We start from the raw sequence: 15,732 nt of genomic DNA, 5'->3' as shown, positions 1-15,732 counted from the left end.
AGTTTCCTGGAGGGGGAAAGATGAGCCTGGAACGTCCCTGGTTGCAGAGTTACCCGCAAGGCGTGCCCGCCGAGATCGACATCAACGAGTTCCACTCGGTCTCCTCCGTCTTCGACGCCTCGGTGGCCAAGTACCGGGATCGTCCCGCCTACTCCAGCTTCGGCAAGGTGCTCACCTATGGCGAGACCGATGCACTGGTCGAGCAGTTCGCCGCCTACCTGCTCGGCGAACTGCAGCTGAAGAAGGGTGACCGCGTCGCCCTGATGATGCCCAACTGCCTGCAGTACCCGATCGCCACCTTCGGCGTGCTGCGCGCCGGCCTCACCGTGGTCAACGTCAACCCGCTGTACACCGCGCGCGAGCTGAAGCACCAGCTGGTCGACGCCGGAGTCACCGCGCTGGTGGTGGTGGACAACTTCGGTGACACCGTGCAGGCCGTCATCGCCGACACGCAGGTCAAGCACGTCATCACCACCGGGCTCGGCGACCTGCTCGGCGCCAAGGGCGTGATCGTCAACTTCGTGCTGAAGTACATCAAGAAGATGGTCCCCAACTACACCCTGAAGGGCGCGGTGCGCTTCAGCCAGGCGTTGAAGCTGGGCCGCCGCCACGACCTGCCGAAGGTGGAGATCGACCACGACGACATCGCCTTCCTGCAGTACACCGGTGGCACCACCGGCGTGGCAAAGGGCGCGATGCTGACCAACCGCAACCTGGTCGCGAACATGCAGCAGGCGTCGGCATGGATCGGCGCGTCGGGCGTCGAGCCGGGCAAGGAGTGGATCATCACTGCCCTGCCGCTGTACCACATCTTCGCGCTGACCGCGAACGGCCTGGTCTTCATGAAGTTCGGCGGCTGCAACCACCTGATCACCAATCCGCGCGACATGAAAGGCTTCGTCAAGGAGCTCAAGGGCGTGCGCTTCACCGCCATCACCGGCGTCAACACGCTGTTCAATGGTCTGCTCAACACGCCCGGTTTCGATGAAGTGGATTTCTCCACGTTGAAGGTCACCCTGGGCGGCGGCATGGCGGTACAGCGATCGGTCGCCGAGCGCTGGAAGAAGACCACCGGCGTCACCCTGGTAGAGGCTTACGGCCTGACCGAAACCTCGCCGGCGGCCTGCATCAACCCGCTGACCCTGGCTGAGTACAACGGGTCGATCGGCCTGCCGATTCCGTCCACCGATGCCTGCATCAAGGACGACAACGGCAACCTGCTGGGCCTGGATGAAGTGGGCGAACTGTGCATCAAGGGCCCGCAGGTCATGAAGGGCTACTGGCAGCGTCCGGAAGACACCGCCGCAGCGATCGATGCCGACGGCTGGCTGCACACCGGCGACATGGCGAAGATGGATGCGCAGGGTTTCTGCTACATCGTCGACCGCAAGAAGGACATGATCCTGGTGTCCGGCTTCAACGTCTATCCCAACGAGGTAGAGGACGTCATCGCGATGATGCCCGGCGTGCTGGAAGTGGCGGCGGTCGGCGTACCGGACGAGAAGTCCGGCGAGATCGTCAAGGTGGTGATCGTCAAGAAGGACCCGAACCTCACCGCCGAACAGGTGAAGGAACACGCGCGGGCCAACCTGACCGGTTACAAGCATCCCAGGATCGTCGAATTCCGCAAGGAGCTGCCGAAGACCAACGTCGGCAAGATCCTGCGTCGCGAGCTGCGCGACGCGCCGCCGGCCTGAGGCAGGTAGCGCGCGCCGTGCTCGGCGAGCGCAGCGGCAAAGGGCCTGACGGCCAACGGCCGTCACTACCGAGACGCGGATGAGCGAAAAGTGAAAAGCCCGGGGTGGAAACGCCCCGGGCTTTTGCATTTGGGGCGACTGGCCCGGTGTAGCATCCCCGCGAGTGGACCCGTTCGGCCCGCCGACCACCGATTTCCCCGCGGGCCCGCCATGCCGAGGAACCTGCCATGAGCACCATCGAAAAGCTGCCCGTAAACCGCCCCTACACCACCATCCGCACCGAAGACAGCGCCGACGGCGCCGCCCATTGGCTGTTCATGCACGCCGATGCATCCACCGGTATCCGTCCCTGCTGCCGCAAGGACATGCTCGATGAAATGTGGAGCTACATGAGCGCCGTCACCCGGGGGCCGGCCAGCCGCCATGACGGCCGCCTGCGCCATTTCGTGCTGGCCTCCGACGCCACCGCTTACAACCTGGGCGGCGACCTGGACCTGTTCACCCGGCTGATCCGCGAAGGCAATCGCGACCGCCTGCTGGCCTACGCACAGCGCTGCGTGGAAGGCGTGCATCACCTGCATACCGGGTTTGGCGGTGACGTGCGTTCGATCGCGCTGATCCAGGGCGATGCGCTGGGCGGCGGACTGGAAATGGCCCTGGCCTGCCACACCATCGTCGCCGAAGAGGGCGCAGGCATGGGCCTGCCTGAAGTGCTGTTCGGCCTGTTCCCGGGCATGGGCGCCTACTCGTTCCTGTGCCGCCGCGTGGCGCCGCAGCTGGCCGAGAAAATCATCCTGGATGGCCGCGTCTACAGTGCCGAGGAAATGCATGCGATGGGCGTGGTCGACGTACTGGTCCGCAAGGGTGAAGGCCCCAAGGCCGTGCAGGACCTGATCCGCCAGCACCAGCGCATTCCGCAGTCCTACCTGGCGATGAATGCCGCGCGCAACCTGGCCCAGGCCGTCAGCTATGACGAACTGCTGGAAATCACCAAGGTCTGGGTGGATTCGGCATTGGCACTGGGCGATCGCTCGCTGCGCACGATGGATCGGCTGATCAAGGCACAGACCCGTCGTGCCGGTCTTGACGCGGCCTGAGCACTGCCCTCCCCCACCAAGTGAACCGACATGTGCCGGCGGCCCGCCGGCACGTTTTCCGCAACGTCGACCGGGCTTCGGGTCAGCGCGGGTCCGCCTCGTCCACGCCGGGCTGGTTGCGGTGCGCGGCACGCGCGGCCAGCGCCAGCCGACCTTCCTTGAGCGCGCCTGCCAGCACCGACAGGCGCTGGCGCCATTCGGCCTTGAGCTGCCAGTCCGCCATCCGCATCAGCTCACCGGCGCGGTTGGACACCCGCACCAGTCCAAGATTGCTGGCCACGCCCTTGATCGCGTGGGCCTGCTCGCGGAACTGCACCCAGTCCATCGCCTCGCCTTCCGCATGGGCCTTGCGCATGCAGCTTTCCGCATCGCCCAGGCACTGGCGGACGAACTCTCTTTCAAAGCCGTCGCCCATGCCGAGTGAAGCCAGTTCATCCAGCACGCCCGAATCCAGCACGCCGTCGGTGCCGCCGGTCAGCGTGCGCACCACGATCGGCGCGGAAGGTTTGAGGTCGCGGTTGGAGGCGATCTCCGCCAGCGTATCCAGCAGCCGCACCGCCACCACCGGCTTGGCCAGGAACGTATGCGCACCGGCCTGCTGGCAGCGCTGGATGGCGTCCGGGGTGACGTCGGCGCTGAGCACCAGCACCGGCGTGCGCGGCGCACCGCCGGCCTGCATCACCCGCAGCTCCTTCAGCATGTCCAGCCCGCTCATGCCCGGCATGTGCAGGTCGACGATGGCCGCATCGAAATCACTCTCGGCCATGGCATCCAGCACCGCTTCGCCCCCGTTGACGCACAGCACGCGGTGCCCGGCCTTCTGCAGAAGGCGCTGCAGCACCATGCGGTTGGCCTCGTGGTCGTCGGCCACCAGGATGCTCATGCTGCGCACCCGCGCGCGGTGGCGCAGGAACGGATCGGCGAAGGCGATGACGTTGCCGTTGCTGCTGTCCAGCGGGTTGCCGACCAGCGCCGGGGTGATGCCCACGCGCTCCGGCAGTGGCGGGGCGAACGGCACTTCGAACCAGAAGCGGCTGCCCTGCGGCAGGTTCTCCTGGTAGCCGATCTCACCGCCCATCGCTTCGACCAGGCCCTTGGCGATGGTGGTTCCCAGGCCGGTGCCTTCGTGACGCCGCGCCATGCTGACATCGGCCTGCTCGAACGCTTCGAACAGCCGCGGACGCATCGGCACGGCCACGCCGATGCCGGTGTCGATGATTTCAAAGCGCAGGCGGACGCCACCATCGGCCACGGCGCTGACCACGTCGATGCGGATCTCCACCCTGCCGTGGTCGGTGAACTTCACCGCATTGCCGGCCAGGTTCAGCAGCACCTGGCGCAGGTGGCCGGTATCGCCACGCAGGCGGGGCGGCACGGCTTCATCCAGCCGGACGCGGTAGTCCAGCCGCTTGGCCTTGGCCTGCGGCAGCAGGATCAGGCCGATGGCCTGAACCACGTCACCGAGGGCGAAATCTTCGGCGACCACGCGCAGCTTGCCCGCTTCGATGGCCGAAATATCGAGGACTTCCTCCACCAGCGCCAGCAGGCTGCGCGAAGAGGCCTGGATGGTGTTGAGGCACTCGCGCTGCTCTTCATCCAGCTCGGTGGTGGCCAGCACTTCGGTCATGCCCGCCAGCCCGTTCAAGGGCGTGCGGAATTCGTGGCTCATATTGGCCAGGAAGCGGCTCTTGGCCTCGCTGGCGCGGCGTGCTTCGGCCATCGCTTCGGTGAGCTGGCGCAGCAGCGTGGAGAAGTACAGCGGCACCGCGGCCAGGCCCAGCCACAGCCCGAACGCCAGCCGCGCGTTGTCGACCCAATAGTCGGTGTACAGCGCGGTACAGCCGAAGCTGATCATCGCCATCGCCACGGCGAGGTAGAGGTAGTTGTTGCCGAAGCGCATGCCGTTGCCCACCGTGACCCACATCACCACGATGTAGACCCACGACAGCGGCTCGCCCATCTGGATCATGCCCGCGGCAATCAGGCCGTAGTCGGCCAGCATGCCCAGGATGCGTCGCGGGTCGGAGCGTTGCGGACGCCACAGCAGCCAGCCGAAGGCCAGCAGGGACAGCCCCAGCCCGCCTAACACGATAGCCAGCACGCCCACGTACTGGTCGTGCGGAAGGTCGTTGCGCACTCCCGGCATCAGCACATAGGCCAGGATCAGGCTGATCAGTACGATGCGGACGATCTGCTGCCCGTGCTCGGAATCCTGGCGCTGGGCCAGGCGTTGGCGCAGCCGGGGCAGCAGCGCGCGCATGCTCACAACCCGGGGCGCGCCGAGGCGGTGGAGTGTTCGGCGCAGATCTGCTCCAGCTGCGGGCGTCCGCGCAGCAGGGCATCGACCACGCGCGGATCGAACAGCCGGCCACGTTGCGCGTACAGGTAGGCCAGGGTCGCATCGAAGGTCCATGCTTCCTTGTACGGACGCGGCGAAATCAGCGCATCGAACACGTCCGCTACCGCCACGATGCGGGCTTCCAGCGGAATCGCATCGCCTACCAGGCCGTCCGGATACCCGCTGCCGTCATAGCGCTCGTGGTGACGCAGCGCGATCAGCGCGCCGATCTGGATGAAGCGGTTCTGGCTGCCGCTCAACAGTTCGTGGCCGATGCGCGGGTGGCGACGCATGATCACCAGCTCTTCGTCGGTCAGCTTGCCCGGCTTCAGCAGGACTGCATCGGGAATGGCGATCTTGCCCATGTCATGCAGCGGCGCTGCCATCTCGATCAGCTTGACCTCCTCTTCGGGAAGCCCCAGCTGTTCGGCGATCAGCCCGGCCACGCGGGACATGCGTTCCAGGTAGGCGCTGGTGCCGGCATCACGGTATTCGATGGCCCGTGCGAGCCGCGACAGGGTTTCGCGTTCGCGCTCTTCCACTTCGTGCATGCTGGCAAGCAGCCGCTGCTCCAGCGACAACGCACGCTGTTTCACGTTTTCCGATTGCTGACGCAGCTGCAGCAGGTTGTAGCAGCGCGCGCGCAGTTCACGCGGACGGATCGGCTTGACCAGGAAATCGATCACTCCCGCTTCGAGCGCTGCCTGTCGGATCGGCTCGTCGCCGACCACGGTGATCAGGATCACCGGGATGTCGCGGTGCTTGGGCAGGCGGCGGAAACGGCGGGCGAACTCCAGCCCATCCATCTCCGGCATGCGGTAATCCAGCAGCAGCAGGTCCACCGGCTGCGATTCGCACCAGTTGAGCGCGGCCAGCGGATCGCCGAAGTCGTGCACGCTCAGTTCCGGCGCAATGTCTTCGATGACATGGCGCAGCATCGTCCGCGCGGACGTCTGGTCGTCGACGATCACAATATTCAACGCTGCTTCTGCCTGCTTGTTCGACCACCCCGGGATCAGGGTTGGCGAGGATAACCTGCCATTCTGTAGGCCCGCACCCTGCATCTGTCCGATACTTGCCATGCGCTCCCCGGATCTTGATCGCCGTCACATTGTGATGGCGTAAAGGACGCGACCCATCGCCTCCCCCCGGCTATCGGGTCATTCCGGCCACTCAGCGGCCTCGCCGATACCATACTCCAGCGCCCGCCCGCACGGTAGCACCGGACCGCCCGTGCAGGCGGCGCCGGCGTATCCGGATCAGGCTTCCGGACGCATGTAGGGGAACAGCAGGACGTCACGGATCGAGCTGCTGCCGGTCAGCAGCATGACCAGGCGGTCGATGCCGATGCCCAGGCCGCCGGTCGGCGCCATGCCGTACTCCAGCGCGCGGATGTAGTCGGCGTCGTAATGCATCGCCTCGTCGTCGCCCCCGTCCTTTGCGGCGACCTGCGCCTGGAAGCGCGCGGCCTGGTCTTCAGGATCATTCAGCTCGGAGAAGCCGTTGGCCAGTTCCTTGCCGTTGATGAACAGCTCGAAGCGGTCGGTGTACCCCGGCGCATCATCGTTGGCCCGGGCCAGAGGCGACACTTCCACCGGGTGATCGGTGATGAAGGTCGGCTGGACCAGGGTGTGCTCGACGGTGGCCTCGAAGATCTCCAGCAGCAGCTTGCCCCAGCCGTAGGACGGCTTGATGCGGATCTTCAGGCGCTCGCAATGCGCGACCAGCGCATCGCGGTCGGTGCAGTCGGCCAGGCTGATTTCGGGGTTGTGGTGGCGCACCGCTTCGTCCATGCGCCAGCGGCGGAAGGCCGGGGCCAGGTCGATGCGGGCACCGTCCCACTCCACTTCGGTGGTGCCCAGCACCTGGCGGGCGACATCACGGATGACCCCTTCGGTCAGGTCCATCACTTCGGTGTACGTGGCGTAGGCCTCGTACAGCTCCATCATGGTGAATTCGGGATTGTGGCGGGTGCTGACACCTTCGTTGCGGAAGTTGCGGTTGATCTCGTAGACGCGCTCCAGCCCGCCCACGACCAGGCGCTTCAGGTACAGCTCCGGCGCCACGCGCAGGTACAGGTCCAGGTCCAGCGCGTTGTGGTGGGTGGTGAACGGCTTGGCCGTGGCACCGCCGGGGATGTAATGCATCATCGGCGTTTCGACTTCCAGGAAGTCGCGGTTGTCCAGCCAGGCGCGCATGGCACGGATGATCCGGGAGCGCTTGATGAACACCTCGCGCGACTCCGGCGTCACGATCAGGTCGACATAGCGCTGGCGGTAGCGCTGCTCCACGTCGGCCAGGCCATGCCACTTGTCCGGCAGCGGACGCAGCGACTTGGTCAGCAGGCGGATGCTTTCGGCCTTCACCGACAGCTCGCCGGTACGGGTGCGGGTCAGGCCGCCTTCCACCGCGATGATGTCACCCACGTCCCAGCCCTTGAAGGCGGTGTAGGCATCGCCCAGCACGTTGCCCTGCAGGAATACCTGGATGCGGCCGGATTCGTCCTGGATCTGGGCGAAGCTGGCCTTGCCCATGACCCGCTTGGCCATCAGCCGGCCGGCCATCCTGACCCGGCGCTCGCTGGCCTCCAGGGCTTCGGCGGTCCAGCTCTCGGCGTCGGCGAAATCCGCCTGCAGGCTGCCGGCGAAGTCCTCGCGACGGAAATCGTTCGGGTAGGCGATGCCCTGGGCCCGCAGCGCGGTCAGTTTGGCGCGACGCTCGGCGATCAGGCTGTTTTCGTCGACGGGGGGCTGCGGCGCGGCGGTCTGCTCGTTCATGGGCTTGGTCGGTCGTTGTCTGTGGGGGGGGTCTTCAGGAATTCACGCCCGCCGAGGATACGACGGACCGGGGGTGGCTGCGGCTGCAGCCACCGGGCGGGTCACCGTGCAGGCGACCCGCAGGCTCAGGCGTCGCTGCGTTTGGCGCCCGCTTCCAGGCCGGATTTCAGGCTGGCCTCGATGAACTCATCCAGGTCGCCGTCCAGCACTTTCTGCGTATCGGTGCGCTCGATGCCGGTGCGCAGGTCCTTGATACGGCTCTGGTCGAGCACGTAGTTGCGGATCTGGCTGCCCCAGCCGATATCGGACTTGGTCGCTTCCAGGGCATCACGCTCAGTGTTGCGCTTCTGCACTTCCAGCTCGTACAGCTTGGCGGCCAGCATCTTCATCGCGGTGTCGCGGTTCTGGTGCTGGCTGCGGCCGGTCTGGCAGGCAACCACGGTATTGGTCGGGATGTGCGTGATGCGCACCGCCGACTCGGTCTTGTTCACGTGCTGGCCACCGGCACCGGAGGAACGGTACACGTCGGTGCGCAGGTCGGCCGGGTTGATGTCGATTTCAATGTTGTCATCGACTTCCGGGGACACGAACACCGAGGTGAAGCTGGTGTGCCGGCGGTTGTCCGAATCGAACGGCGACTTGCGCACCAGGCGGTGCACGCCGATCTCGGTCTTCAGCCAGCCGTAGGCGAACTCACCTTCCACGCGGAAGGTGGCCGATTTGATGCCGGCCACATCGCCGCCGGACACTTCCATCAGTTCGGTCTTCCAGCCGCGCGCTTCGCACCAGCGCAGGTACATGCGCAGCATCATTTCGGCCCAGTCCTGGGCTTCGGTGCCACCGGCGCCGGCTTGGATGTCGACGAAGGCGTTGCAGCTGTCCATTTCGCCGGAGAACATGCGCTGGAATTCCAGCTGTTCCACGTGCTTGAGGTACTTGTCCAGGTCGGCGACCACCGCATCGGCGGTTTCCTGGTCCTGTTCGCTCTCGGCCAGTTCCAGCAGGTCGGTGGATTCCACCAGGCCATCGAGGATGCTGGCGATGCCGCCCACGGTCTTTTCAAGCAGCGAGCGTTCACGCCCCAGGTTCTGGGCGTACTCCGGCTTGTTCCAGATATCCGGGTTTTCCAGCTCCCGGGTTACTTCTTCCAGGCGTTCTTTCTTGACGTCGTAGTCAAAGATACCCCCTGAGCGAGACCACGCGATCGGTGAGATCGGTGATTCGCTGGCGGACAGGATTCAGCTCGAGCATGTCGGCGGTTTCGTGTTCGAAATATGACCGGTAATGATACCAGCACAGCCGCCGCTGCTGCCGAGTCCGCTCGCCCGCCCCCTGCATGGCCCCTGCCCCGCCTTCAGCCCCCGCCCAGCGCCTGCCGCAGCAGCGGCAACTGGCGCCGGCTGCACGGCAATCGGGCCCCGTCGGCCATGTGCAGCAGGGCTTCGCCGCCATCCAGCGGCTCGATCGAACGCAGGCAGGCACGGTTCACCAGCCAGCTGCGATGGCAGCGCAGGAACACCGCCGGATCCAGCCGCGCCTCCAGAGCGGCCAGGGTGATGCGCAGCGGGTAGTCGTGCCCGCGCACGTGCAGGTTGACGTAGTTGCTGGCGGCCTGCGCGTATTCGATGTCCGCCGTGGCCAGCAGGAACTCCTTGCCCAGGGTGCGCACCAGGAAGTGCGCCGGACGCTCCACCGGCTCCACCGGCACGCCTTCATCCGGCGCTGCCAGCAGGGTCGCTTCGCCCTGCCGCCGGCGCCCGAACCAGGCCAGCGCATGCACCGCGCTGACCAGGATGGCGTAGGTCTGCAGGTCCTTGAACAACTCGTACAGCCATTGGGTCGGCCACGGCCCGTAGCGGTACTGTCCACCCACCACGGCATGGGCAAGCTGGCGCAGCGCCACCATGCCGCCCACATGCAGCAGCCACCACGCCAGCGCCCCGATCAGGTAGGAAGGCAGCAGCCGGCGCCAGGTGTCGGCATGCAGGGGCCAGCGTGCCGCCAGCCGGATCAGTACGGCCAACAGCAACAGCGACACCAGCGCGCTGCTGCCCTCATCGACGATGCCGGCAAACCAGTCGAAGGCTTCGTGGTCGCGCGCGGCACGCATGTAACGCACCAGCACGTTGGCGGCCGCCGTGCCGCTGAACAGGGCCAGCCAGAAGCCGGCGACCCGACGGCGCTCCTGGCGCTCGGGCCGGTCGACGGGTATCGCGCCATCCGGCGCGGCAGGTGTGGATTCCATGCCGCGCATTATCGCGTGGCGGTGCCGTTTTGCCCGCGCCGTTGGTCCCGCCACGGCCGCCATTGGTCCCTGGACGGGCGCAGCACGGCCCTTCGGCGCTGGTGGCGAACGGTGCCGCGCGCACGCTGGCCGCTCCTGTCCCGCACAGTACCTGCCCATGCAACGACGCAACGACCTGGACGCCCTGCGGGTGTTCGCCCTGCTGCTGCTGATCCCGTACCACGTGGCGATGGCCTATGTGGCCGAGTGGGACTTCCACCTCAAGAGCAGCCATACCTTCGAGTGGCTGCAGTGGCCGATGATCGCGCTCAACCGTTGGCGCATGCCGTTGCTGTTCGTCATTTCCGGGATCGCGCTGGGGTTGGCGCTGCCCGTGCACGGGCGCTGGCGGTTTGCCCTGCGCCGCAGCGGGACCCTGTTGCTGCCCCTGCTGTTCGGGATCGTGGCGGTCGTCAGCCTGCAGGCGTATTGCGAGGCGGTGGAGAACGGCGGCGTCGCGCCCGGGCTGTGGGCGTTCCTGCTGCGCTACTGGCAGTTCCGTCCCTGGCCCGGCGCGGGCTTCGCGGGCGCCGAGTTCGGCTTCACCTGGAACCACCTGTGGTACCTGGCGTACCTGATTCCCTATTCGCTGCTGCTGATCGCCCTGTCCAGCCTGCTTCGCCCCCTGCGTCCGGCGCTGCCTCGCTGGGCCCCGTCCGACCGTGCCATCGCCCTGGTCGGCCTGCTGCTGCCTGTGGCCTGGCTGGCCTGGACCGTGCTGTACCTGCTGCCGCGCCATCCGCCCACCCACGCGCTGGTGCACGACGCCTTCGTGCATGCCGAATCGCTGCCGCTGTTCGCCCTCGGCTTCGTCGCCGCACGCTGGCAGCGGGGCTGGGAGCTGCTGCTGCGCTGGCGGCGGACCACGCTGGCGTTGGCGCTGCTTGCGATGAGCGTCGAACTGGGCATCCGCGCTCTGGGGCGCCTTCCCGGCGTGGAAGGGCTGGAACCATGGGTACTGGCGCTGCCGTGGGCAACCAGCGAACGGCTCGCACGTGCGCTGTATACCTGGACCGCGCTGCTGGCGCTGTTCGGCTGGGCGCATGCCTGGCTGGACCGCCCTTTCCGCTGGCTGCCATATGCCCGCGAAGCCGTGTTCTGCATCTACATCCTGCACCAGACGGTGCTGATCCTGCTGCTGTATGCGCTGCGCCCGCTGTCGCTGGGCGCGTGGCTGGAGCCGGCGCTGGTGCTGGGCGGCACCTTCGCATTGTGCCTGCTGCTGCACGAGGGACTGATACGGCGCAGTGCGCCGCTTCGGCCGCTGTTCGGCGTGCGGTCGCCGCGGCGCGCCACGTGGCCAAGCGACGCGCCGGACGCTGTCGGCGCGCCGATACCACGTCCTACTTCACCGTGAACTCCCCGACCAGCACGCTCTCGGCCTGGTCCTTCAGGCGCAGCGTGACCATCTGGTCGCGCTGCTGGCGCGTGCCCCACTGCGTGCTGAGGCGCAGGCTCAAGGTGGTCGCACCGGTGACCAGCTGCTCGCGGCTGCCGAAGAAGTTGGCCTCCACCTTGTAGGTGCCCGGCTTGGCATCACGCAGTGAGAACTGCTCCGGCCCATAGCCTCCGGTGAAGTCCTGCGACATCTGGCCGCCCTGGTAGGTCAGCCGATTGCCGTAGTACGCGCGCTCACCGTTGGGATCGGTCACCCACAGGTCCATGTCACTGTTGTCGCTGTCCCAGCCCAGCACCACGCGCAGGTCCAGCGGCAGGGCGCGGCGCAGGCGCGGATCGATGGCGCGAGCATCCAGTCCCTCGCGTGCCATCAGGGTGTTGGCCTCATCCAGTGCGATCAGCGAGATGCCATTGAAGCGGCTGTCCCACGGACGCAGCACCACTTCGTACAGCGCCTGCAGCGCCTGCGGGTACTGGCCGCTGGCTTCCAGCGCCAGGCCGAGGTCACGGAAGCTCTGCGGCTCCTCCTCGCCGATGGCCAGCACGTCACGGAACACCGGCACCGCCAGCGCCGGTGCACCGGCCTGCATCAGCCGATACCCCAGCACGCGCAGCACGTGGCGGTTTTCCATCTGCATTTCGGCCAGGTTGGACAGCACCCGCAGCGCCAGCGCACGCTGGCCTTTGGCCAGCAGCAGGTCGGCCACGTCCAGGTAGAACGCGCTGCTGTCCGCATGCTGCGCGCGCTCGGACAGGTACAGCGGATACAACGCGTCGGCCGAGGCAGCACGCAGGCGCGTGGCATACGGTGCATCGGGGGCCCATGGCGCGAGCGCGATGGTGATCTCGCCGCTGTTGGCAGCGCTTGGTGCGGACGCAGCGCGCTCGGCGTGCGGGCCCGGGGCCTGGCGCGCCAGCATGGCCTGCGGCGCCGGGGGTGCGGGTGCGGGTGCGGGTGAAGGCGGCGGCGGCGCAGTGACGCTGTCGTTCGGTCGGGCCTCGAAGGCTTCGACCGCCGCCGACGGCGCCGCCATGGCGACCGCGGTCGGGCTGGGCTTTTCCTCCTTCGCCTGCGGCGGGGTGCCCTTGGGCCAGCGGGTTTCCCACCAGCGCTGACGATCAGCGAACTGCCGCGCGATGTCGTCGAGGCGCTCGCTGCGCTCACGCGCCACGTCGACGGTGGCCAGCGCATGCCGGCGGTCGTACTCGGCGCGCAGCGGCGGCGGCGGACGGATGCCGTGCTGCAGATAGTCGTCGATCGATTCGAGCACCACCAGCGAGGTGTCCGCACCGACCAGTCCAAACGCCTGTGACAGCGTGCGTCGCGCTGCGGTGTGTGCCACCGGATCACCCGCCCAGTCGGCCAGCTGGCCGTTCGCCCAGGCATGCGCCACCAGGCCGCCAGGCAGCAACCGTGCTTCGCCGGCGCTCACCCGCTGGGCATCGATGCGCCCATCCGGCAGTCGCACGCGCAGCTGCACGCTGCCGTCCGGCTTTTCGATCCTGCCCAGCACCCGCAGCCAGCCCTGCGCCGCCGCACCGGCATCGGCCACCAGCCCGCTGATGCCATCGCCTTCCAGCGATATGACGGCCGCACCCTGCTGCAGCAACCGCGCTGCCGCGGCAGGCACATCAGCTGGCGTGGACAGCACCAGCACTTCGCCCTGGTGGGGGGCGGTCCAGGCACGCAGGCGTGCCACGTCGGTACGCGCGCCGGCACCACTCAAGGCATACAGACGCTGGCCTGCAGCGAGTGCCGGCTGGTTGCGATTGCCGTAGTTGGACAGTCCATCACTGACCAGCAGATATTCCTGCACCCCCGACTGCGGCGTCCACGCGCCCAGCGCACTGGCGCCGTCCAACGGCAGCGCCTGCAGGTGAGCGCGCAATGCGGACCAGTCGCCACCGCGGATGCGGAATCCGCGCGTCGCTTCGGGCTGGTCGCGCACCACCGTCAGTTCTACCTGGCCATCGGCGATGGCCTTGAAATAGCGATCCAGCACGGCGAACTCGGCCACACGGTCGCGCTGTGCCGCCGATCCGGAGGCATCCCAGAGCAGGCCGATGCGGGTAGGCATGGCACGCTGCACGGTCTGTACCGGCACTGGAATCTGCGCCATCAGGTAGCGCTGGCCCTCATGCAGGCCGGCGACCACGTCGCGCTGGCGCACCTGCGGCAGGATCCATTGCGCCTGCACCGGCAGCTCCGCGCCGCGGCCCTGCCACTGCAGCTGATAGCGGCCATCGCGCAACTGGAAATCCCATGGCATCGCATTCGAGGCACGCGGCGCGCCGCTGCCACTGGCGTCCAGTTGCACGCTTGCCTGCTGCGCGCCATGCGCGAACTGCATCGGCAACGTCCAGCGCAGGTCCTGCGTGTCAACCGGCAAGGTCTGACGGAGGGTCAACGCCACGCGTCGGCTGCCGTGCGCCGGGATCGGGTAGATGCGCAGGCGGAACTGGTTGCCGGCGGTCTGTTCCAGCAGCCCCGGGTCGACCCGCCGCCGCTCTATGGCTTCGAACACCTGCCGGCCTTGCGCCTTCGGCACCGGCACCGCATCGCGCAGCACGCCGTCGATATCGAGTGCGAAGCCTGCCACCTGCTGGCCATCGGCCAACGGAAACTCCAGCTGTCCCTCCAGGATGCGGCTGTTGGGGTTGTGGAACTCCAGTTCGATGCGGGTCTCGGCAAGACCGGCGGCCAGCGTGCCGTGCAGGCTGGCATGGCGCAGCTGCACCGGCACTTCCGCGCCTTTTACCTGCAATACCGGCGCGGTAACGGCAGCCGACGCGCTGACGGCAGGCGGGGGTGGCATCGGACGCTGTGCCTCCACCTTGTAGGCCGCGATGCCCAGCGCCGCAATGGCGAACATGACCAGACCGCGAGACAGACCTTGCATGTGACGCTCCTGCGTGGGTGACAGTCCGTTGAACGCATGATGGCGCCTATCGGGGTTTGCCTTGTTGCCATCTTGGCCTGCGCCCTCGCATCGGCCACCATGCACGGGCCTCTTTCATACACCGGGATCTCCGTGCGCCTGCCCTCGTTGCTGCTTCTGCTGCTGGCCCCATTGCCCGCCTTGTGCGCTTCGCCAACCGAGCTGGTGGGCATCGACTTCAGTCACCACGACTGGACGCTGGCCTGCGACAACACCCGGACCTGCCGTGCGGCCGGCTACCAGAACGACGAAGCGGCAGATCAGCTGCCGGTATCAGTGCTGCTGACCCGCCACGGCGGACCCGACCAGCCGATCAGCGCGAGCCTGATGCTCGGCCAATACGAGGAGAGCGTGCTGCCTGATCGGCTGACGCTCCAGATCGATGGCAAGGACCAGGGCGCGCTCGACTACGTCGCGGGCGCAGGCACGGCGACGTTGGATGCGGCCCAGGTGGCTGCCTTGCTGGCCTCGGTCACCGGTCCCGGCGCGGGCAGCGTCGTCTTCACCGGCGACGACCAGCGGCAATGGACGCTGTCGGCGCGCGGTGCATCGGCGGTGCTGCTGAAGATGGACGAATTCCAGGGCCGGCTGGGCACGCCCGGCGCGGTCATGCGCAAGGGCAAGAAGGCGGAATCGTCGGTACCCGCGGCGTTGCCGATGCCGGTGGTGGTGCTGGCGAAATTGGCCGCAGCACGCCCGTCCGACGCCGCACTGGCGGGTTCCGATGCGTTGCGCGCCGCCTTGGTAGCCGCGACCCCGCCCGATGACTGCGCGGCCCTGCAATCCGACCAGACCGTGTCGATGGATGAGCCTGTCGTGCCGTTGAAGGTCCAGCGCCTGAGCGCGGACAAGCTGCTGGTATCGGCCCTCTGCTGGCGCGGGGCCTACAACGCGGGCAGTGGTTACTGGGTGGTCAACGCGCAGGCACCCTACGAGCCGCAGCTGGTCACCCACTTCGGCACTGATGATGACGGCCGCAGCATCAGTGGATCGCACAAGGGGCGAGGTCTGGGTGACTGCTGGTCGATGAACACCTGGGGCTGGGACGGGCGCCGCTTCGTGGCGACCTCCGCCACCACCACGGGCCTGTGTCGACTGGTCGCTGCGGGCGGTGCGTGGGACCTGCCCACGCGGGTGACCACGGTCAAGGAGTGAGGGTCAGCCGGGTGCGGCGCCGCGAACGTTGATGGATTCCGCCGAGC

Annotated in this window: 10 protein-coding genes; 4 read left to right on the top strand and 6 right to left on the bottom strand. The window is 67.4% G+C overall.

Annotated elements, in window-relative coordinates; all coding sequences use genetic code 11:
* The first annotated feature begins 20 nt into the window (after positions 1-20).
* A complete protein-coding gene (locus SOM47_RS13955) occupies positions 21-1,697 on the top strand; it encodes a long-chain fatty acid--CoA ligase (protein ID WP_320505911.1) in 1,677 nt (558 codons plus the stop codon).
* 227 nt (positions 1,698-1,924) lie between these two features.
* On the top strand, positions 1,925-2,794 hold the full coding sequence (locus SOM47_RS13950; protein WP_042612805.1) for a crotonase/enoyl-CoA hydratase family protein: 870 nt from the start codon (positions 1,925-1,927) through the stop codon (positions 2,792-2,794).
* Between the two features lie 82 nt (positions 2,795-2,876).
* Here SOM47_RS13950 and SOM47_RS13945 read toward each other — a convergent pair whose 3' ends face one another.
* The 5 genes from SOM47_RS13945 to SOM47_RS13925 all read right to left on the bottom strand — a co-directional run bounded on the left by SOM47_RS13945 (position 2,877) and on the right by SOM47_RS13925 (position 10,154).
* Entirely contained in the window at positions 2,877-5,054 is a 2,178-nt protein-coding gene (locus SOM47_RS13945; protein ID WP_320505910.1) for an ATP-binding protein, read from the bottom strand.
* A gap of 2 nt (positions 5,055-5,056) precedes the next feature.
* Positions 5,057-6,196 carry a cyclic di-GMP phosphodiesterase response regulator RpfG gene (gene rpfG, locus SOM47_RS13940; protein WP_042612809.1) on the bottom strand — a complete coding sequence of 380 codons (1,140 nt, stop codon included), beginning with the start codon at positions 6,194-6,196 and terminating at the stop codon, positions 5,057-5,059.
* 195 nt (positions 6,197-6,391) lie between these two features.
* Positions 6,392-7,909, bottom strand: a complete 1,518-nt coding sequence (lysS, locus tag SOM47_RS13935; protein WP_320505909.1) for a lysine--tRNA ligase — start codon at positions 7,907-7,909, stop codon at positions 6,392-6,394.
* 125 nt (positions 7,910-8,034) lie between these two features.
* Positions 8,035-9,160, bottom strand: a protein-coding gene (prfB, locus tag SOM47_RS13930) for a peptide chain release factor 2 (protein WP_101099674.1) whose coding sequence is annotated in 2 segments (ribosomal slippage) — positions 8,035-9,084 and positions 9,086-9,160 — 1,125 coding nt in all. Because the reading frame shifts where the segments join, the coding sequence is not laid out codon by codon here.
* 103 nt (positions 9,161-9,263) lie between these two features.
* Positions 9,264-10,154: a LytTR family DNA-binding domain-containing protein gene (locus SOM47_RS13925; RefSeq protein ID WP_320505908.1), complete on the bottom strand. Its 891-nt coding sequence runs from the start codon at positions 10,152-10,154 to the stop codon at positions 9,264-9,266.
* Between the two features lie 157 nt (positions 10,155-10,311).
* Here SOM47_RS13925 and SOM47_RS13920 point away from each other — a divergent pair, with 157 nt between their 5' ends.
* Positions 10,312-11,550, top strand: coding sequence for an acyltransferase family protein (locus tag SOM47_RS13920; RefSeq protein WP_320505907.1), 1,239 nt, complete (start codon positions 10,312-10,314; stop codon positions 11,548-11,550).
* Here SOM47_RS13920 and SOM47_RS13915 read toward each other — a convergent pair.
* Positions 11,537-14,491 carry a DUF2135 domain-containing protein gene (locus tag SOM47_RS13915; RefSeq protein WP_320505906.1) on the bottom strand — a complete coding sequence of 985 codons (2,955 nt, stop codon included), beginning with the start codon at positions 14,489-14,491 and terminating at the stop codon, positions 11,537-11,539. The genes SOM47_RS13920 and SOM47_RS13915 overlap by 14 nt on opposite strands.
* Positions 14,492-14,590: 99 nt before the next feature.
* Here SOM47_RS13915 and SOM47_RS13910 point away from each other — a divergent pair, with 99 nt between their 5' ends.
* Entirely contained in the window at positions 14,591-15,685 is a 1,095-nt protein-coding gene (locus SOM47_RS13910; RefSeq protein ID WP_414715807.1) for a DUF1176 domain-containing protein, read from the top strand.
* Positions 15,686-15,732 lie beyond the last annotated feature (47 nt).

It is taken from the genome of Stenotrophomonas sp. CFBP8980 (assembly GCF_034046095.1).
Lineage (GTDB): Bacteria > Pseudomonadota > Gammaproteobacteria > Xanthomonadales > Xanthomonadaceae > Stenotrophomonas > Stenotrophomonas lacuserhaii.
The sequence above is the reverse complement of the archived record's forward strand: the minus strand, read 5'-3'. Positions and strand labels throughout refer to the sequence as shown.

What these genes read in the sequence shown, in the direction of transcription:
- SOM47_RS13955 (WP_320505911.1), top strand. Translation starts at nt 21, where the DNA reads ATGAGCCTGGAACGTCCCTGGTTGCAGAGTTACCCGCAAGGCGTGCCC.
- SOM47_RS13950 (WP_042612805.1), top strand. Translation starts at nt 1,925, where the DNA reads ATGAGCACCATCGAAAAGCTGCCCGTAAACCGCCCCTACACCACCATC.
- SOM47_RS13945 (WP_320505910.1), bottom strand. Translation starts at nt 5,054, where the DNA reads ATGCGCGCGCTGCTGCCCCGGCTGCGCCAACGCCTGGCCCAGCGCCAG.
- rpfG (WP_042612809.1), bottom strand. Translation starts at nt 6,196, where the DNA reads ATGCAGGGTGCGGGCCTACAGAATGGCAGGTTATCCTCGCCAACCCTG.
- lysS (WP_320505909.1), bottom strand. Translation starts at nt 7,909, where the DNA reads ATGAACGAGCAGACCGCCGCGCCGCAGCCCCCCGTCGACGAAAACAGC.
- SOM47_RS13925 (WP_320505908.1), bottom strand. Translation starts at nt 10,154, where the DNA reads ATGGAATCCACACCTGCCGCGCCGGATGGCGCGATACCCGTCGACCGG.
- SOM47_RS13920 (WP_320505907.1), top strand. Translation starts at nt 10,312, where the DNA reads ATGCAACGACGCAACGACCTGGACGCCCTGCGGGTGTTCGCCCTGCTG.
- SOM47_RS13915 (WP_320505906.1), bottom strand. Translation starts at nt 14,491, where the DNA reads ATGCAAGGTCTGTCTCGCGGTCTGGTCATGTTCGCCATTGCGGCGCTG.
- SOM47_RS13910 (WP_414715807.1), top strand. Translation starts at nt 14,591, where the DNA reads ATGCACGGGCCTCTTTCATACACCGGGATCTCCGTGCGCCTGCCCTCG.